General features: G+C 63.2%; 15 protein-coding genes. 4 read left to right on the top strand and 11 right to left on the bottom strand.

Annotated elements, in window-relative coordinates; genetic code table 11:
• Positions 1-227 precede the first annotated feature (227 nt).
• From ACZYTC_RS02610 to ACZYTC_RS02595, 4 genes are all read left to right on the top strand, one after another.
• Complete coding sequence (locus ACZYTC_RS02610; protein ID WP_488988836.1) at positions 228-2,048, top strand: ABC-F family ATP-binding cassette domain-containing protein; 1,821 nt, start codon at positions 228-230, stop codon at positions 2,046-2,048.
• A 117-nt stretch (positions 2,049-2,165) separates the two neighbouring features.
• Positions 2,166-2,648, top strand: a complete 483-nt coding sequence (locus tag ACZYTC_RS02605) for an energy transducer TonB family protein (protein ID WP_488988835.1) — start codon at positions 2,166-2,168, stop codon at positions 2,646-2,648.
• A gap of 67 nt (positions 2,649-2,715) precedes the next feature.
• The gene (locus ACZYTC_RS02600; protein ID WP_454815225.1) at positions 2,716-3,333 is read left to right on the top strand and encodes a hypothetical protein; all 618 of its coding nucleotides are present in this window, start codon (positions 2,716-2,718) and stop codon (positions 3,331-3,333) included.
• A gap of 173 nt (positions 3,334-3,506) precedes the next feature.
• Entirely contained in the window at positions 3,507-4,493 is a 987-nt protein-coding gene (locus ACZYTC_RS02595) for a magnesium transporter CorA family protein (RefSeq protein ID WP_441770433.1), read from the top strand.
• 28 nt (positions 4,494-4,521) lie between these two features.
• On the opposite strand, the gene ACZYTC_RS02590 is transcribed toward ACZYTC_RS02595, so the two are convergent.
• From ACZYTC_RS02590 to ACZYTC_RS02540, 11 genes are all read right to left on the bottom strand, one after another.
• The gene (locus ACZYTC_RS02590) at positions 4,522-4,809 is read right to left on the bottom strand and encodes a hypothetical protein (protein WP_488988834.1); all 288 of its coding nucleotides are present in this window, start codon (positions 4,807-4,809) and stop codon (positions 4,522-4,524) included.
• Between the two features lie 135 nt (positions 4,810-4,944).
• On the bottom strand, positions 4,945-8,088 hold the full coding sequence (locus ACZYTC_RS02585; protein ID WP_441770432.1) for an efflux RND transporter permease subunit: 3,144 nt from the start codon (positions 8,086-8,088) through the stop codon (positions 4,945-4,947).
• A gap of 7 nt (positions 8,089-8,095) precedes the next feature.
• Positions 8,096-9,460, bottom strand: a complete 1,365-nt coding sequence (locus ACZYTC_RS02580; RefSeq protein WP_488988833.1) for an efflux RND transporter periplasmic adaptor subunit — start codon at positions 9,458-9,460, stop codon at positions 8,096-8,098.
• Positions 9,447-10,151, bottom strand: coding sequence for a TetR/AcrR family transcriptional regulator (locus tag ACZYTC_RS02575; RefSeq protein ID WP_434957571.1), 705 nt, complete (start codon positions 10,149-10,151; stop codon positions 9,447-9,449). The genes ACZYTC_RS02580 and ACZYTC_RS02575 overlap by 14 nt, the downstream gene beginning before the upstream one ends.
• Before the next feature lie 297 nt (positions 10,152-10,448).
• Complete coding sequence (locus ACZYTC_RS02570; RefSeq protein ID WP_488988832.1) at positions 10,449-10,757, bottom strand: Dabb family protein; 309 nt, start codon at positions 10,755-10,757, stop codon at positions 10,449-10,451.
• A 13-nt stretch (positions 10,758-10,770) separates the two neighbouring features.
• Positions 10,771-12,384 carry a GMC family oxidoreductase gene (locus ACZYTC_RS02565; protein WP_434957573.1) on the bottom strand — a complete coding sequence of 538 codons (1,614 nt, stop codon included), beginning with the start codon at positions 12,382-12,384 and terminating at the stop codon, positions 10,771-10,773.
• Between the two features lie 97 nt (positions 12,385-12,481).
• Entirely contained in the window at positions 12,482-13,258 is a 777-nt protein-coding gene (locus tag ACZYTC_RS02560; RefSeq protein WP_488988831.1) for a 3-ketoacyl-ACP reductase, read from the bottom strand.
• Positions 13,259-13,273: 15 nt separating this feature from the next.
• Positions 13,274-14,764 carry an FAD-dependent oxidoreductase gene (locus tag ACZYTC_RS02555; protein WP_434957575.1) on the bottom strand — a complete coding sequence of 497 codons (1,491 nt, stop codon included), beginning with the start codon at positions 14,762-14,764 and terminating at the stop codon, positions 13,274-13,276.
• A gap of 170 nt (positions 14,765-14,934) precedes the next feature.
• Positions 14,935-16,047 (bottom strand): ABC transporter ATP-binding protein, encoded by a 1,113-nt coding sequence (locus ACZYTC_RS02550; protein ID WP_434957576.1) that lies wholly within the window; start codon positions 16,045-16,047, stop codon positions 14,935-14,937.
• A 4-nt stretch (positions 16,048-16,051) separates the two neighbouring features.
• Positions 16,052-16,987, bottom strand: coding sequence for a carbohydrate ABC transporter permease (locus tag ACZYTC_RS02545; RefSeq protein ID WP_434957577.1), 936 nt, complete (start codon positions 16,985-16,987; stop codon positions 16,052-16,054).
• Entirely contained in the window at positions 16,987-17,916 is a 930-nt protein-coding gene (locus ACZYTC_RS02540) for a carbohydrate ABC transporter permease (protein WP_434957578.1), read from the bottom strand. The genes ACZYTC_RS02545 and ACZYTC_RS02540 overlap by 1 nt, the downstream gene beginning before the upstream one ends.
• Between the last annotated feature and the right edge of the window lie 200 nt (positions 17,917-18,116).

Below are 18,116 nucleotides of genomic sequence, written 5' to 3'. Positions count from 1 at the left end.
ATCCTACTGGGATCGGGAGAACCGGCACATACAATAAGCAAGACTTCAGTGTTCGGCTGTGCCTTTGCTGCAACGTTCCGAATTTCTTTATCTCGCGTTCTCGTGAACGTACCGCCGTTCACATTGGCTTCATCTACGCCCCGCAGACTGGCTGGGACGTGCTTTAGGACACAGTGCGCACCGAATGAAGGCTTGACCCGTCTCGTGCCCGCCTGCACAAGGCGCGCATGGCTCCTCCCCTGCTCTTCCTGCGCGACGTCCATCTCACCTTTGGCGGCACCCCGACCCTGGAGGGAGCCGACATATCGATCGCCCCCGGCGAGAGGCTCTGCCTCGTCGGCCGCAACGGCTCGGGCAAGTCGACGTTGCTCAAGATCGCCGCCGGCCTGATCGAGGCCGATCGCGGCGAACGTTTCGTGCATCCCGGCGCCACGGTGCGCTATCTGCCGCAGGAGCCGGATTTCAGAGGTTTTACCACCACACTCGCCTATGTCGAGGCAGGCCTCGGGCCGGGTGACGACAATTACCGCGCCCTCTATCTGCTCAACGAACTCGGCCTGACCGGCGAGGAGAGCCCCGAAAACCTTTCCGGCGGCGAGGCCCGGCGTGCGGCGCTTGCCCGGGTGCTCGCCCCCGAGCCGGACATCCTGCTGCTCGACGAGCCGACCAACCATCTCGACCTGCCCGCCATCGAATGGCTGGAAAAGGAAATCGGCTCGCTGCGCTCGGCCCTGGTGCTGATCAGCCATGACCGCCGCTTCCTCGAAAACCTGTCGCGCGCCACCGTCTGGCTCGACCGTGGCCTGACCCGCCGCATTGATCGTGGTTTCGCCTTCTTCGAGGAGTGGCGCGACCAGGTGCTGGAGGAAGAAGAGCGCGACCGCCAGAAACTCGACCGCAAGATCGTGGCGGAAGAGCATTGGGTGCGCTACGGCGTGACCGCCCGGCGCAAGCGCAATGTCCGGCGTATGGCCAACCTCAGCGCCCTCCGCCAGGAGCGCCGTGATGCCCGCCGTGTCACCGGCACGGTGAAGCTGACCACGACGGAGGGCGAGGAAAGCGGCAAGCTCATCGCCGAGGCGGTCGGCGTGAACAAGAGTTGGGGCGGCCCGCCGATCGTCAAGGATTTCTCCATCCGCATCGCCCGCGGTGACAGGATTGGCATCGTCGGCCCCAATGGCGCCGGCAAGACCACCCTGCTCAACCTCTTGACCGGCGCCATCCCGCCCGACAGCGGCGTGGTGAAGCTCGGAGCCAGCCTGCAGATGGTGACGCTGGACCAGCGCCGCGAGAGCCTGGATCCGCAGACGACCCTCAGCGATACACTTACGGGCGGAGGCTCGGACTATGTCGAAGTCGGCGGCGAGCGCAAACATGTGATCGGCTATATGCGCGACTTCCTGTTTCCACCGGAGCAGGCGCGCACGCCGGTTTCGGTGCTTTCGGGCGGCGAGCGCGGCCGGCTGATGCTGGCACGCGCCCTTGCAAAGCCCTCCAACTTCCTGGTGCTGGACGAGCCGACCAACGATCTCGACCTGGAGACGCTCGATCTCCTGCAGGAGATGATCGGAGACTATCAGGGCACGGCCATCGTCATCAGCCATGACCGCGACTTTCTCGATCGGGTCTCGACCTCGATCCTGATGAGCGAGGGCGATGGGCGCTGGACGGAATATGCCGGCGGCTATAGCGACATGGTCGCCCAGCGCGGCGCCGGCGTGGCTCGTAAACCGGTGGAGAAGACCGAGGCGCCCAGACAGGCGCCGACGGACCAAGCGGCGGCCCGCTCAGCGCCGGAACGCACCGGCAAGCGCAAGCTTTCGTTCAAAGAAAAGCACGCCCTCGAAACCCTGCCCCGTAAGATCGAGCAGCTTGCCACCAAGGCTGCGAACCTGCAGGAGCGGCTGGCTGACCCTGACCTGTTTGCCAAGGATTCGAAGAAATTCGCCGAGCTCGGCCAGCAACTCGCTAAGGTGGAAGCCGAGAAGACGCAGGCCGAGGAGGAATGGCTGACCCTGGAGATGCTGCGTGAGGAAATCGAGGGCTGACAGGCAACCTGCACGGCCCGCCTGCGCCGATAAGAATTATTCCATAGTGAATTCAAAAGCTTGCAATCTTTCGGGAAAAGCAACAAGGGTATTCGCCTGAGCTTTGCGGAAAAATCCATGTCTGCCTTCCAACGTCTTGCGCTGATCCTGGCTTTGCTTGGAGCGCCCCAGGGAGCGCTTTTGGCCACCTCGCCCGTTTGGGCCCAGTCCAAGCCGGCACCCACGCCTCCACCCATCACCGATGCCAAGAGCTGGCATACCGCTCTGCTCAGGCAGGTGTGGGCCAATACGCAGTTTCCCACCCTGCCTCAGCCGCCCTTGAAGGAAGGCGAAGTGCCGCCTCCTTTGCCATCCGCGCAGGTCACGGTCGGCTTTGTCCTCGATCGTGACGGACGCGTGTTGTCGGCCAGGGTGGTCCAGGGTTCAGGCAAGAGCGAGTTCGACCAGGCTGCGCTGGAAGCGCTCAAACGAGCTACGCCCTTTCCCAAACCGCCGGCCAATGTGACGGGAGAGAACTTCTCGCTTCAGCTCCCGATTCATTTCATGGGCGGGCCACAGCCACAGAATAAACCCAAGGCCAAGCCGCCCCGCGCAAATTGAGCGCGACAGCCCCGGCATCGTGCTTCATCCTGTCGGCCGCGCCGAGGACGATGCGACGGGATCGAGCATGATGGGAGCAGCGGAACCGTCCGGACCTGGGAATATCGGCCGTCGGCCGACGCAGGCCGAGCTGGACCAGGCCTTGGCGGATGTTGCGATTACACCCATCCCGCACGCGGCTCCGGCGATCGACGAGGTGCTTGCCCGGTTTCGCCAGACCTATTGCAATGGCAACGCCTTGTTCGCGGCTTTCGAAATCGGCGCCGAACCGGCTTTGGATTGGCATATCGGACGCAACCAGCTGCATCTTGATACCATCCTGGCGCGTTTCCTGGTCCACCCAGCCATCCGAGCCGGCCTCCCGGATCTGATAATTGATCCCTCGCCGCTTCCCGACATCGAATTCGAGCTCCATGACAGCCTCGAGGTGGATACGCTGCTCGCCCGGGCGCTCTATCATGGCGGCGCGTACTGGCACGCCACCGGTTCGGGCATGCCGGAAAAGGCATTGGCTTTGCGTTTTTGTGACGCCCTGTTCGAGCTGCGCTTCGACGAGATCGCATTCTATACCAGCAGCACGGCCTGGACCGACTGGTTCTACGACATTGCTTGGGACAAGACTTTCGTCGTTCTTGACAAGCGCCATCGGCGGCTCTTCCTGCTGGCTGTGACCGATACCGATTGAAATCACGCTGCCGTCATCTTTCCCATCTAGAGCAAAATGCGTTCGGGTTGACACGTTCCGTTGGCTGAACTTACTGAAAACAGAGCATTTTGCGGTTCTTGGCGATTCCACCTAATCGCAAAAACGCTCTAGCGGGATGGGCAATCCTCCATTCCCTTATCGCAGGGCCTGTCATGATTACCACGCATCGCTTGTGCCCGACGACCAAGGACAGGCTGCTGCCCCATACACTGCAACCCGGCGAGCCCCTCCCGGGGGATGTCTTGTGGATCGACCTGCTCAACCCGACACGTGAGGAGGACCAGCAGGTCGAGACGCTGCTCGGCATCTCCATTCCCACCCATGAGGACATGGACGATATCGAGCCCTCCGAACTCATCTGGTCGGAGAACGGCACGCGCTACATGACCACGCGCCTCCTGGTGAACGTCAACACCAGCGAGCCGGCCATTTCAGCGGCAACCTTCATTCTCACTGCCAGCGTGCTGGTGACGGTACGCTACAGCGAGCCGAAGTCCTTCACCACCTATACCGGCCATGCGGTCAAGCCCGGCGGCTGCGGGGGCGGTCCCGAGGCGATCATGGCGGGGCTGATCGACGCCATCATCGACCGTGCAGCCGAAGTGCTGCAGGATACCGGCGAGCGGCTCGACGCGCTCTCCCGCAGCGTGTTCAAGGACGCCGTCAAGCAAGGCAATCGCAACGCCACCCTGCAGCGTACCTTGCAGGCCCTTGGACGGCATGGCGATCTCGTCTCGAAATGCCGTGAAAGCCTGGTCTCGATCGAGCGGGTACTATTGTGGTTCTCGGCTGGCCTCAAAGCCGCCAAGGTCCCCTCTGAACTGCGCGAGGAAGTCAAGATGACACTGCGCGACCTGCAATCGCTCGAGGAACACGCGACCTTTCAGTCGGGGAAGATCCAATTCCTGCTCGACGCCACTCTCGGCCTGGTCAATCTCGAGCAGAACAACATCATCAAGCTTTTTTCGGTGATGGCTGTGATCTTCATGCCGCCGACGCTGGTAGCCTCGGTCTACGGCATGAATTTCGAGAGAATGCCGGAACTCAAATGGGCGCATGGCTACCCCATGGCCCTGATCCTGATGGTGGTGGTCGCTATCGCCCCCTATGTGCTGTTCCGCTGGAAGAACTGGCTGTAGCGCCAGGCAATTCCACAGCGGCGATTTGCTACTTCTTTGCCACGGACCTCGCCAACGCGGCCCGGCCGCGCGAAGTGAGGCAATAGCCGATGGCGCGATAGCCTGCCTTGATCACCGCAATCGAATCCATCTGGCTGGGCAATTCCGATCGTGTCTTCTGCGAGCCGTCCGGTAGATGGAACACGGCCTCGCACCAGCCGAACTTCCGGCACATATGTCCGGCCTGCCCGCTGATCGAAGGCCTCAACTCCCCCGCTTCCAGGGCCGTCAGATAGGACCGTTCGCGAGGCGTCGGATCGCGGTCCGGTAAGGGCATGAAATTCATGAGATTCCCGATCGTCGCTTTCGATGATGCCGGGGCATCCCGAATCTTGGAAAACCTGGGCCTGATGACGCTGGGGCAAGCGGCCGGCGTCTCATCCAGGGCGGTGTCGAACGCATGCCATGTCCCCTATTCCGCCGCCGCGGCCGTGCCCCTGCCGCCGTGACCGCTATCCAGAGCCACAGGCGCGCCGGCTTCCCCTGCCTCATCCTTCGGCCCCACCAGGGGCCCGAACAGGAAGGAAATGCCCCGCGTGAGATCGTCCATGACCGCATAGAAGGACGGCACGAAGATCAACGACAGCAAGGTGGAGACGATCAGGCCGCCGATCACGGCGATCGCCATCGGCGAACGGAACTCGCCGCCATCCCCGTGCCCCAGCGCTGTCGGAATCATGCCGGCCACCATGGCGATGGTGGTCATCACGATCGGTCGCGCGCGTTTGCGCCCGGCATCGATGATGGCGTCATGGCGATGCATGCCATGCTTGACCCGTTCGACCGCGAAGTCGACCAGCATGATGGCGTTCTTGGTGACGATGCCCATCAGCATCAGGATGCCGATCACCACCGGCATCGAGATCGAGTTGTGGGTAGCGAGCAGCGCCAGGACCACACCGAGCATCGACAACGGCAAGGAGAGCAGGATGGTGATGGCGTGGAAGGGGCTGCCGAGCAGCAGCACCAGCACACCCGCTACCATCAGCAGGCCCGTCCCCATCGCCATCGCAAAGCCCGAAAACACCTCTGCCATCACTTCGGCGTCACCAGTGGGTGCAAAGACCACGCCCTTGGGCAGGTTCTTGGCCTCCGGCAGTTCCATGGCCAGATCCAGCGCCTCGCCGATCTCCAGCCCCTTGCGCAAGTCGGCGCCGATCTTGATCTGCCGCTGACGGTCGTTGCGCTCGATCGAGGTCGGCCCCTGGCCGAACTCGACGTCGGCCACCGCGGAGAGCGGCACGCTGCCGCCCGAGGCGGTCGTCAGGCTGAGCGCCTCGATCAGGCCGAGATTGCCACGGGACTCTTCGGTCAACTGCACGCGGATCGGCACCAGCCGGTCCCCCGCATTGAACTTGGCCAGATTGGCGTCAATGTCGCCGATGGTCGCCACACGCACCGCCTCCGAGATCTGTTCGGTGGTGATACCATAACGCGCGGCATCGTCGGTTCGCGGCAGGATACGCACCTCCGGCCGCTCGAGGCCGGTATTGGCGGCGACATTGTTGAAGCCGGGCACATGGCGCATCGCGCCTTCGAGGCGCGATGCCGCCAGGGCAAGCGCCTTCGGATCATCGCTCTTCAGCGCCAGGTTGACGTCACGCTCACCATTGTCCTTGACGCGCCAGGCACGCAAATCGGGAATGGCGGTAAGGATATGGGCGATGTCATCCTGGATGGCGAGTTGGTGGCGCGCCCGATCCTCGCGCTTGGAAAGCTTGACATAAATGGCGGCCCGGCGCGGATCGAGTCCGCCGGTCGGCGAGGTGCCGCCGATGACGAAGACCTGAACGACTTCCGGAACCTTACGGATCTCGGCAACGATCTGGTCGGTCTTGGCCTGGGTGCTCTCGAGCTTGCCGCCTGGCGGAATCTCGGCGGAGATGACCACGCGTGCATTGTCCTCCGGCGGGATGAAGCCCTCGGGCAAAAAGCCCATCAGCCTGAAGGTCAGGATCAGCAGCCCAAAGCCGGCCAGGATGGTGAGATAGGGAGAGAACCAACGCGCCAGCGTCATCTCCAGGAAGCGGGTATAGGCCCGCATGATCCAGCCATCCCGCGGCTCGACATGAGCGTGCGGCCTGAGGAAATAGGCGGTCATCATCGGTGTTATCAGGCGCGCGACAAGGAGCGAGAAGAACACCGCTACCGCTACCGTCAGGCCGAACTGCTTGAAATACTGGCCGACGATACCGCCCATGAAGCTCACGGGCGCGAAGATGGCGATGATGGTCATGGTGATCGCCATCACGGCAAGACCGATCTCGTCCGCCGCCTCGATGGAGGCGCGGTAGGGCGACTTGCCCATCTTCATGTGCCGGACGATGTTCTCGATCTCTACGATGGCGTCATCGACCAGGATACCCGTGACCAGCGTGATGGCGAGCAAGCTGACGAGGTTGAGCGAGAAACCCATCACGCTCATCGCCCAGAAGGTCGGGATGGCCGAGAGCGGCAAGGCAATGGCGGCGATCAGCGTAGCCCGCCAGTCGCGCAGGAAAATCAGCACGACGATGACGGCGAGGATGGCGCCTTCCACCAGCGTCTGCATCGCCGCTTCAAAATTGCCATAGGTCGAGGCGACACCATCGTCCACCACCGCATAGCTGACCTCGGGGTGGGCCGTGTGCAGCGCCTGGATCCTGGCGGCGACCGCTGCGGCCACCACCGTGTCGCTGGCACCCTTGGACCGGAAGATCGAGAAGGCGACGATTGGCGTCGACCCATTCAGCCGGGCGAATGACGTCTGATCCGCATAGGCATCGGTGATGTTGGCGATCTCGTTGAGCCGTACCTGCCGCCCACCGGGCAGCGTGATCTTGGTATCCTTGAGTTCATCGATCGTATGGGCGCCGGCCAGGGTACGAATGGCCTGCTCACGATTGCCGACCTCACCCTTGCCGCCCGACAGATCGACCGTCGTCGCCCTCAGCACGCGATTGACGTCGGCAGCGGTGATGCCGAGCGATAGCAGCCGATCGGGATCGACGGCCACCCGGATCTCGCGTGTCACGCCGCCTATGCGGTCGATGCGGCCGACGCCGCGCAGGCTCTGCAGGTCTCGCTTCACCACATTGTCGACATGCCAGGACAATTGTTCCAGCGTCATGCCGGGTGCCGTGGCCGAATAGGTCATGATCGACTGCGACTCGATTTCGAGGCGCGAGATCACCGGCTCCTCGATATCGCGCGGCAGTTCGGTGCGGATCTTGGTCACCGCATCCTTGACGTCGTTGAGCACGCGGTCCGTGTTGGTGCCCAGCCAGAACTCGATGGCAACCGTCGAGGTTGAGTCCGTAATGGTCGACTGCACATGCTTGACGCCGGCGACGCCGGTGACGGCGTCCTCGATCTTACGCGTCACCTGCGTCTCCAGCTCGGAAGGTGCGGCACCGACCTGGGTTACCGTCACAGTGATGACGGGGATATCGATATTGGGGAATTTGGTGATCGGCAGGTTCTGGAACGAGACCCAACCGAGCGCCATCAGCACCACGAACAGGACGATCGAAGGCACCGGATTGCGGATGGACCAGGCCGAGACGTTGAACGACATCGGTGCCTCACTTGGACTCGGTCGCGGGCTGGGCTGCATCAGCCCCGTTGACGGCGCTGACCCTGTCACCGTCGCGCACGAAGGTGCCGGCAGTGGCGATCACCGTATCGCCCGCCTTGACGCCTTCGACCACCTCGGCCTGCTTTTCGGTACGCAGGCCGAGCTTGACGGGCGTGGTCGCCACGACACCGTCACGCACGACCTGCACCGTCGCGCCATCCTCGGTATAGAGCACGGCCGATTGCGGCACGAGCACGCCGGTATGACTGGCAACCGCTACGCTGGCGCGGCTAAAGGCGCCGATCGTCAGGCCCGGCGCCTGGTCGATGGCGATACGCACGCGGCCCAGGCGTGTGACGGAATTGACCTCAGGCGAAACCAGGCGCACGCGAGCCGCGAAAGGCTCCTTGCGGCCCGCCGTCGCCACCTCGGCCGTCATGCCCGGCCGGATGCGCGCCAGCGTCGCCTCCGATACGTCCGCCGCGAGTTCGATGTCACCGTCGCGAATGATGCGGAACAGGGGATCACCGGACGCCGACGCGATCGCACCGATACGAGCGACCCGGCGGCTGATCACGCCTGCCGCCGGTGCGCGCACCTTGGTGTGCTCCAGACGCACCATCAATTCGGAACGCTGCGCATCAGCGAGCTTCTTGTCGGCCCTGGCGACGGTCAGGGCATGTTCGGCCGCTCCCGCACGCGCGTCCGCCATCTTGGCGGCGGCCTCGCGCTGGTCGAGCTGTTCGGCTGTCGTATTGCCGGTCCGGACCAGCGCCTTGGAGCGCGCAAAGGCACTGGCGGTCTGTTCCCGATTGGCATTGGCTTCGGCTATGGCGCTCTCGGCCTGCGCGATCGCGGCCTCCGCCCTGGCGGTCTGAGCCTCATTCTGGGCGAGCGAGGTATCGATGGTGGTGGTCGAGAGCTCAGCCAGCATTTGGCCTTCGCTGACGCGATCGCCTTCCTCCACCATGATCTTGTCAACGGCATAGCCTTCGATCTGGGGCGACACCAGAATCTCCTCGCGCGCCGCCAGATTGCCGGTCACCACCGCCTGCTCGGTGATGGCTCCGGTCACGGCCGGCGTCACGGTGACGGCTGGCGGCTTGGCGTCCACCACAGGCGGTGGCGGCGGGTTGAGGCGGGCCATCAGGGGCTCGCGATAGGCATAGAGAGCCGCAGACACGGCGATGACGACAAGCACCAGGATGGTAAGTTTCGTATACCAGGGAGTTCGCCGATAATCGGTCGGTGCATGCTGGGCATGCCCCGACAGACGCACCGCCGTCAGGCTCGCCTCATCGACAAAGCCCCCTTCCCGCCGCTGCCGCTCGCCATCGCGTTCGGGCCGGTTCTGCTTTTCAACCGCGGACATGGAGCTGTTCCTCTGAAACGGGCTGCTCGCCCGGAGAATCTGAAATCGCAGGCAAAGGACGATCGAGCGGGATCTTTCCCGACATCAAGGCGTCCATAACGTTCACCAACAGCCGAAAACCGTCCTCGACATCGAAATCCGGCTCCAGGGCGCGACGGGTGAACATGCCGTCTCCCATGGCCGAAAGCACGGTGATCACAGCCGCGCTGTCCACCGATGTGGGGATCTGGCCTGAGGTCTTGGCCGCCTCCAGGATCGCGACCATGAAGTCGTTCACTTCCTTGTCGACGGCCGCGCACATCTCCGCCACCTGTGGGTTGCGGCTGGCCTCCGCCCAGATTTCCATGAACTGGACGCAGCGCTCGCGCGGCGTTTCGAGGAAATGCTTGCGCCCCAGCGCGACGAAGGACCCCATGACATCGCTGGAACGCGCCACATTCATGAAATCGGCACTGAAACGTTCGCGATCGCGCTCAATCAGGCCCGACACCAAGGCCTCCTTGGAGGGAAAGTAGCGGTAGAGATTGCCGGCGCTCATGCCGGCTTCCCTGGCAACGTCCTGCATGGTGGTGCGATGGAATCCTGTGCGCTGGATGCACACCTCGAAGGCATCGAGAATGTGAGTTCGACGCGCGTCGATTCCCTTTGCCACCGCGGGTGGCGGCACCACCACCCCTGCTTCGATCGCCACTATCACAACCCCGAACGAGAATGAACGTTCATTCTCAGTATCAGAGATTGTACAAGAAACCAAGCCACACCCGTATGGACGGGCGGGATGATGCTTCCCATCCGGCGGCGGAATTAAGGCGAAAGACGTACGCCTGCGCGGAAACGGCGGCCAAATCCACGCGAATCAGCGCAAAAAGCCCCTCCGCGGTGTGAAAAGGGCTTGGTATTGCGGTTAACAATCGGTTGTGACGCTGGCACTCCGCACAGCCGGACCGAGAGGCCGACCGGAGCGCCAACGGGAATGTAACTCCCGCGGTCAGGCTTCGAAGTCGAGCACCAACAGGCCATCGACACCGCCTTGCGTAGCGGCGACGAGCGCCTGGGCCACCTTGGCGTGATGCGGATGGGGCAGATAGGCGTCGCGGGCCGTTGCGTCGACGAAGTCCACGGTGAAGGCATGGCCATAGCCGCGCGCCAGACCTTCGGGGCTGTTGTCGGCGCCGACTTCTATCTGCAGGATTCCCGCAATCTCGGTTTTCATGCCGCGAATGGCCGACAGCAGGGCCACGACCTCAGCTTGCGGCAGATCCGTCCGCAAACGGGCAAGAACGATATGGCGGATCATGGTGTTCTCCTGCTCAAGATCCGAAATTGACGGCGGGGAGCGGTTGCCTGCCCGCGATGAGATCGGCGCCCTTCTCTCCGATCATGATGGTGGGCGCGTTGGTGTTGGAGGAGTTGACGATCGGCATGACCGAGGCGTCGCAGACACGCAAGCCCTCGAGCCCCCTTACCTTGAGCTCGGGCGTCACCACGGCCATGTCGTCGACACCCATCTTGCAGGTGCCGGCGGGGTGGTGGTCGGTCTTGCTGGTCCGGCAGGCATAGTCACTCAATTCCGCCTCGCTGACCTTGTCCGGCCCCGGCATGCGTTCGGCCAGAATGAAAGGGGCGAGTGCCTTCTGGCGCAGGATCTCGCGCGCCATGCGCAGCCCTTCCAGAGACATTGCCTTGTCGTAGGGATCCGACCAATAATTGGGATCGATGAGGGGATGGTCGGCGGGATCGGCGGATCTGAGCCGCACGGTGCCGCGCGAACGCGGCTGCAGGAAGGCAGAGTTCAAGGTGACGCCGGCATTGCGCAGCCGGGCGACACCGGCCTCGATGCCTGAGCCCGAGCCGAGATGGAACTGGATGTCGGGCGAGCGGGCAGCCTTGTCGGCATAGGCAAAGCCACCGGTCTCGAACAGGGTCGAAGCCACCGGCCCTTTCTTGAACAGGAGATATTGCAGCCCGGCCCAGGCGGTGCGGTGGGGCTTGGCGACGTTGTCATAGGTGTGGTCGCCGGTGCATTCGGCGATGACATAGAGATCGAGATGGTCCTGCAAATTCTCGCCGACGCCGGGCAGATCGTGCACCACATCGATGCCAACCTCTTTGAGGTGGGCCGCCGGCCCGATGCCGGACAGCATGAGCAGGCGCGGCGAACCGATGGCGCCGGAGGCGACGATGACCTCGCGCTCGCAGCGTATCTCGCTCCTACCGTCCTTCCCGGCGATCTCGACACCGACCGCCCGCCCCTTCTCGACGAGGATACGCGTCACCATGCCATCGGTGCGGACGGTGAGGTTCGGCCGCTTGCCTTCGATCGGCTTCAGATAGGCGGCCGCGGCGGAAGAGCGCCGGGCATTGCGCACCGTGACCTGGTAATGGCCGACACCCTCCTGGCTGGCGCCGTTGAAATCGGCATTGTAAGGCAAGCCATATTCCTGGCCGGCACGGATGAAGGCCTCGTTGATCGGCAAGGGATTGATGGGAATGGAGACGCCGAGCGGTCCACCGGCGGCATGGTAGCTGTCGATGAATCGCTGATTGTCCTCGGCCCGTTTGAAATAGGGCAGCACCTCGGCATAGCTCCAGCCTTGGCAGCGATGCACATAGGCCCAGATGTCATAGTCGCGCGGATTGCCACGGGTATAGATCTGCGCATTGATCGAGGAGCCGCCCCCCAGCACCTTGGCCTGGGTGTACCAGAGCACCCGTCCGTCCAGATGCTTCTGGGGCACCGTGGACCAGCCCCAACTCGCGATGCCCTTGGTCATCTTGGCAAAGCCCGCCGGCATGTGGAAGAAGGGATGGCTGTCGCGCCCGCCCGCTTCGATCAGCAGAACCTTGACGGCCGTATCCTCGCTCAGCCGCGCCGCCAGGGCGCAGCCAGCCGGCCCCGCCCCGACGATGATGTAATCGGTCATAGGACACTCCCGGGTGCGCGGACGTCCCGTCCGCTCTTCGTCTCCGCAAGTGCGCCGTTTCGACGAGCGGGCAAGGTGCCCGCGCACCCGGACGTCATCACAGCCTCGAGATCGAGAGTGCGCCGTCGCAGGCGATGGCACTGCCAGTGGCGAAACCGAAGGAACTGCCGGCAAGCGCCAGCGCCATCTGGGCGACGTCGGCCCCTTCCCCCCAGCGCCGGGCCGGTACCAGCCCCCCGTCGATGATGGCCTGGTATTTGTCGGCGACCGCGGCCGTCATCTCGGTGCGGATCACGCCCGGACGGATCTCGAACACGGGGATGCTGTCCGGTGCCAACCGGACGGCAAGGTTCTTCACCCACATGGAAAGCGCGGCCTTGGAGACGCAATAATCAGCCCGCTCGGGCGAAGCCATTTCGGCGCTGACCGAGGTGATGAACAGGATGGAGCGGTTGCGTACGGGCTTTTGCGGCGAGGGCAGCTTCAGCATGGTGCGGGCCACCACCTGGCTGAGAAACATTGCCCCGCGCATGTTGACGTTCATCACCCGGTCGAAATTGCCGGGTTCGAGATCGAGGAGGTCGCCGCGTACCGGCGAGCCGATGCCGGCATTGGAGACGAAGCAGTCGAGCCGGCCATAGCTCGACAGCACCTCGTCGACCAGCCCCCGATGGCTGGCGAGATCCGCGACGTCGTTCTGGAAGAACAGCGCCGCGCCGCCCGCCTGGCCGATCGCCAGTTCGGCATCGCCGATATCGTCATTGTCGACGATGTCGGTGAAGGCGATGTCATAGCCGCCTTCGGCGAAGGCCACCGCGATGGCAAGGCCGATGCCGCGCCGGGCACCGGTGACAAGGACGACGGGACGGCTCATCGGTTCAGCTCCGTTTCACGAATATGCTTGTTCACGAATGTGCTTGGCGGTCCGCAGGGACAAAGCCGCCACCGTCAGGGATGGATTGACGGCAGCCGAAGTTACCAGGGTCGAGGCATCGGCGACGAACAAATTGGGATGGTCGAAGGCACGGCCGAAGGAATCGAGCGGCGCCTCTGCTGGATCGGCACCGATGCGGATGGTGCCGCATTGATGCGACGGCGTCTTGCGATCGAACAGATGGGTGAGCACGATCGGAAAACCCGCCTGCTTCAGGGCTCGGCGCATCGCCACCTTCAGCCCCTCATGCGCGGTCATGTTGGAACGCCGCCATTCCAGCACGATTTTCTCACCCTCCAGCCGGACGCGGCTGGAGGGATCCGGCAAGTCCTCGCTCATGATCAGGAAATCGATGGTCTTGCGCGCCACGGCATTCAGCACGAATTCGGGCACCTTGCGCAGGTCCGATTTCAGGATGGTGCCGGAGACGCGGCCGAGCAATTGCACATTGCCGAGCGGTGGGCCGCCTTTGCCGTCACCGAGATAGAAATCATTGAGCGCGAAGGTCTTCTGGTAGATCGAATCGTTGTTGAAGCGCGGATCGATCCCGATCATCGCCGACAGATTGTGGTTCATGAAATGCCGGCCGACCATGCCTGAGCTGTTGGCGAGCCCCTCAGGCGAGGAGGCCAGCAGGATCGCCGCCGAGCGCACCGCCCCGGCCGCCAGCACGACGAGGCGCGGCGTGAGGCGCTTGAGCTCGCCGCCTTCCAGATATTCCACCGCCTCGATGCGCCGGCCATCGGCGGCCGGGATCAGCCGACGAACCTCGCAATGGTTCTGCAGCCGCACATTGGCATGTTCGAGCGCCGGCAGCAGCGCGCAGGTCTCCGCGTCCATCTTGCCGGTGCGGGCGTCCGGAAAGGCATCCCATGGCGTGCGGCCATGCGAGAGCCATTTGTCAATATCGACACCGAGCGGCAGGGAGAAGGGCTTCAACCCAACGCGGGAGAGGCGTTCGCGCACCTCGGCGATCGCCCGTTCGTCCGGCACGGGCGGAAAGGCAAAGTCGCCGGTGCGCGGCGGTTCCGTCGGGTCCTCGCCAGCCCTGCCTCGCACCTGGTAGAGCCGCTCGGCCTCGTCGTAATAGGGCGCGAGTTCGTTGTAGCGGAACGGCCAGGCTGGAGCGTCGCCATCGGCATGGGCGATGCCGTCGAAATCTTCGGCACGATAACGCAGCAGCACCGCGCCGTAGAATTTCGTATTGCCGCCGTTGCAGTAATAATTGCCCGGATTGAACGGATTGCCGTCGCTGTCGTACCAGCTCTCCTGAGGGCGGAAAAAACCCCGCTGGAAGATCGCGCGCGCATCGCGGTTCTCCGGCCGGTCCGGCAATTGGCCGCCCTTGTCCAGGATGAGGATCTCGGCCCCGCTCGGCGCCAGGGCATGAGCCATCGTCGCTCCGCCCATGCCGGCGCCGATGATGACGATGTCAGGCGAAGGCATGAAGGCTCCTGGATCAAAACAAGGGTTGGGCGAGATGGCGAAGGCGACGAGAAAACTCTGCGCTTGTGCCCCCTCTCCCCGTAAGAACGGGGCGAAGGGGCGGCTGGCGTCGCGTTTTTCGTGTCAGGGCACCGCCCTCCTCAACAAATGAGGGAGGGGTGTAACGAGCTCTACAACCTCTTCCCGCTCGCCGGATCGAATACCACCGCCTTGTCGAGGTTGAAGGCGAAAGGCAGTTCCTGGCCCGGCGCCACCATGGCGTCGGAACGCATGCGCGCCGTGACCTCCTTGCCGCCGAGATGGGTGACGACGAAAGTATCGGCGCCGGCCGGCTCAACCACGTCGACCACCGCATTGACCATCTCTATCGCCTTGGAATTGCGGTCAGCGCCGTCATGGTCGGTGATCGCCTCGGGCCGGATGCCGAAGATCAGCTCGCGGCCATCCTCCAGCGACACCTCGGCGATATCCTCGGGTACCGGCAGGCTGACGCCGCCTCCGCTCTTGTTGAGGATCTTCAGCACCGTCCTGCCATTCTCCCGCGCCGCCTTGGCCTGGATCAGGTTCATGGCCGGCGAGCCCATGAAATCGGCGACGAAGAGATTGTTGGGCTTGTTGTAGATCTCGGCGGGCGTGCCGACCTGCTGCAACTCGCCATCCTTGAGCACGGCTATCTTGGTGGCGAGCGTCATCGCCTCGATCTGGTCATGGGTGACATAGACGATGGTCTTGCCCGTGGTGGCGTGCAGGCGCTTGATCTCGACGCGCATGTCGACACGCAACTTGGCGTCGAGGTTGGAGAGGGGCTCGTCGAACAGGAAGAGCTTGGGGTCGCGTACCAGGGCACGACCCATGGCGACGCGCTGACGCTGGCCGCCCGAGAGCTGAGAGGGCCTGCGGTCGAGGAGATGGCCGATCTGCAAGGTCTTGGCGACCTGCGCCACCGCCGTGTCGCGTTCGGGCTTGGCGACGCCGCGCATCTCCATGCCGAAGGCGATGTTCTGGCCCACGGTCATGTTGGGATAGAGCGCGTAGCTCTGGAACACCATGGCGATGTCGCGCTTGGATGGATGCAGGCCGTTGATCTTGTTGTTGTCGACCCGGATCTCGCCTTCGGTGATGTTCTCCAGCCCCGCTATGGTATTGAGCAGGGTCGACTTGCCGCAGCCGGACGGCCCGACCAGCACGAGGAAACCGCCCTTGTCGAGGTCAAGATTGATCCCCTTGAGGATTTCGACGGCGCCGTAGCGCTTCTTGAGATTGTTGATTTCCAGGAACGCCATTGGGTCAGCCTTTCACAGCGCCCGCCATCAGGCCACGCACGAAATAGCGGCCGGCGACGATATAGACGAAGAGGGTGGGAAGCGCCGCGATCATCGCAGCCGCCATATTGACGTTGTATTCGACCGCGCCGGTGGTGGTGTTGACCACGTTGTTGAGCGCAGCCGTCATCGGCATCACGTCGCCGGTGCCGGCGAAGGCGGAGGCGAACAGGAAGTCGTTCCAGATGTTGGTGAACTGGTAGATCACCGTGACCACGAAGATCGGGATCGAATTGGGCAGCAGGATGCGCCGGAAGATCTGGAAAAAGCTGGCTCCATCGACCATCGCCGCCCGCACGAGTTCGTTGGGGAACGCCTCGTAGTAATTGCGGAAGAACAAAGTGGTGAAGCCGAGGCCATAGACCACATGCACGAAGACGAGGTTGAAGGTCGAGGAACCGAAGCCGAGCGAGGTACCGATCGTCGACTGCAGGAAGGTGCCGACGCCGCCGAACTGACCCAGTACCGTCGCCATCGGCAGCAGCACCGACTGGAACGGGATGAAGCAGGCGAACAGCATCATGGCGAAGACGATCTTATGGCCGGGGAAGCGCCATTTCGTCAGCACATAGCCGTTGAGCGCACCAAGGATGGTGGAGATCGCCACTGCCGGCACCACCATCTTGATCGAATTCCAGAAATAGCCCTTGATCCCCGCACAGGTGAGGCCGACGCAGGTCTCGTTCCAGGCCTTCAGCCAGGGCTGCACCGTCGGCGCGCCTGGTAGAGCGAGCATGTTGCCGCCCTGGATCTCGTCCATGGTCTTGAACGAGGTGGTCAGCATCACGAACAGGGGCACGAGATAGACGAAGGCGAAAATCAGCAACAGGCCGTAGATCACGACGCGGCTGACCCAATTGGAGCCGACCGGCCCCGAAACGTCCCGGGTGGCGGCGCTCATCACTTCTTCTCCCGCAATTCGGAATAGAGATAGGGCACGATGATGGCGCTGATCGTCATCAGCATGATCACGGCGCTGGCCGAGCCGATCGCCATCTGATTGCGCTTGAAGGTGTACTCATACATGAAGTTGGACGGCAGCCAGGCCGAGCCGCCAGGCCCGCCGGAGGTCAGGGCGACCACGAGGTCGTAGGACTTGATCGCCATGTGGGCCAGCACGATGAAGGCGGACAGGAAGACCGGGCGCAGGATCGGGATGACGATGCGCCAATAGACCTGGAAGGTGGAGGCGCCGTCGATCTGGGCAGCCTTGAGGATCTCGCCGTCGACGCCGCGCAGCCCTGCCAGGAACATCGCCATCACGAAGCCCGAGGCTTGCCAGACGCCGGCGATCACCACCGTGTAGATCACCCGGTCCTTGTTCTTGATCCAGTCGAAATGGAAGCTGGTCCAGCCCAGATTGTGCAGCGTTGCCTCCAGGCCGAGACCGGGGTCGAGGAACCATTTCCAGGCCACGCCGGTGACGATGAAGGAAAGCGCCATCGGGTAGAGATAGATCGGCCGCAGGATGCCCTCGCCCCGGATGCGCTGGTCGAGAAGGATGGCGATGAACAGGCCCAGCACCATGCAGATGCCGATATAGAGCACGCCGAAAACAGCCATGTTGGTGATCGAATAGTACCAGCTCGACGGCGGGTCGCTTTCGAAAGTCCAGCCCCACAGGCGCTGATAGGCGAGGCCTCCCGTCAGCTCATAGCTCGGAAAGGTCTTGGAATTGGTGAAGGACAGATAGACCGTCCACAGGATGAACCCATAAACGAACACCAGGATCGCGGCGAAGCTCGGCGCCAGCACGATCTTGGGCAAGGCATCCTGAAGTTTCTCGCGCAAGCCCGGGCGAGGCGGCGCGCTTGTCGTAGCCAATGTCATGAAGGTTCCCCGCTTTTTTGTTCTTGTGCCCCGAGAGCCGAGAGTGTTCTGCGATTAGACGGACTCACCAAGAATCGCAAAGACGCGCCAAAACAAGAAGTTAGAGCAAACAAGCGTTCAGTCATGAACGCTCTTTGCTCGAGTCGACCGGGCGCAATAGGGGCGCCCGGTCGGTTCGCTTCCCATGGAAACGCTTGCTT

It is taken from the genome of Labrys sp. F242, from assembly GCF_057813875.1.
The sequence above is the reverse complement of the archived record's forward strand: the minus strand, read 5'-3'. Positions and strand labels throughout refer to the sequence as shown.

Coding starts and splice junctions, on each gene's coding strand:
- ACZYTC_RS02610 (WP_488988836.1), top strand. CDS start 228: ATGGCTCCTCCCCTGCTCTTCCTGCGCGACGTCCATCTCACCTTTGGC.
- ACZYTC_RS02570 (WP_488988832.1), bottom strand. CDS start 10,757: ATGATCCGCCATATCGTTCTTGCCCGTTTGCGGACGGATCTGCCGCAA.
- ACZYTC_RS02550 (WP_434957576.1), bottom strand. CDS start 16,047: ATGGCGTTCCTGGAAATCAACAATCTCAAGAAGCGCTACGGCGCCGTC.
- ACZYTC_RS02560 (WP_488988831.1), bottom strand. CDS start 13,258: ATGAGCCGTCCCGTCGTCCTTGTCACCGGTGCCCGGCGCGGCATCGGC.
- ACZYTC_RS02600 (WP_454815225.1), top strand. CDS start 2,716: ATGATGGGAGCAGCGGAACCGTCCGGACCTGGGAATATCGGCCGTCGG.
- ACZYTC_RS02540 (WP_434957578.1), bottom strand. CDS start 17,916: ATGACATTGGCTACGACAAGCGCGCCGCCTCGCCCGGGCTTGCGCGAG.
- ACZYTC_RS02605 (WP_488988835.1), top strand. CDS start 2,166: ATGTCTGCCTTCCAACGTCTTGCGCTGATCCTGGCTTTGCTTGGAGCG.
- ACZYTC_RS02580 (WP_488988833.1), bottom strand. CDS start 9,460: ATGTCCGCGGTTGAAAAGCAGAACCGGCCCGAACGCGATGGCGAGCGG.
- ACZYTC_RS02545 (WP_434957577.1), bottom strand. CDS start 16,987: ATGAGCGCCGCCACCCGGGACGTTTCGGGGCCGGTCGGCTCCAATTGG.
- ACZYTC_RS02590 (WP_488988834.1), bottom strand. CDS start 4,809: ATGCCCTTACCGGACCGCGATCCGACGCCTCGCGAACGGTCCTATCTG.
- ACZYTC_RS02565 (WP_434957573.1), bottom strand. CDS start 12,384: ATGACCGATTACATCATCGTCGGGGCGGGGCCGGCTGGCTGCGCCCTG.
- ACZYTC_RS02595 (WP_441770433.1), top strand. CDS start 3,507: ATGATTACCACGCATCGCTTGTGCCCGACGACCAAGGACAGGCTGCTG.
- ACZYTC_RS02585 (WP_441770432.1), bottom strand. CDS start 8,088: ATGTCGTTCAACGTCTCGGCCTGGTCCATCCGCAATCCGGTGCCTTCG.
- ACZYTC_RS02555 (WP_434957575.1), bottom strand. CDS start 14,764: ATGCCTTCGCCTGACATCGTCATCATCGGCGCCGGCATGGGCGGAGCG.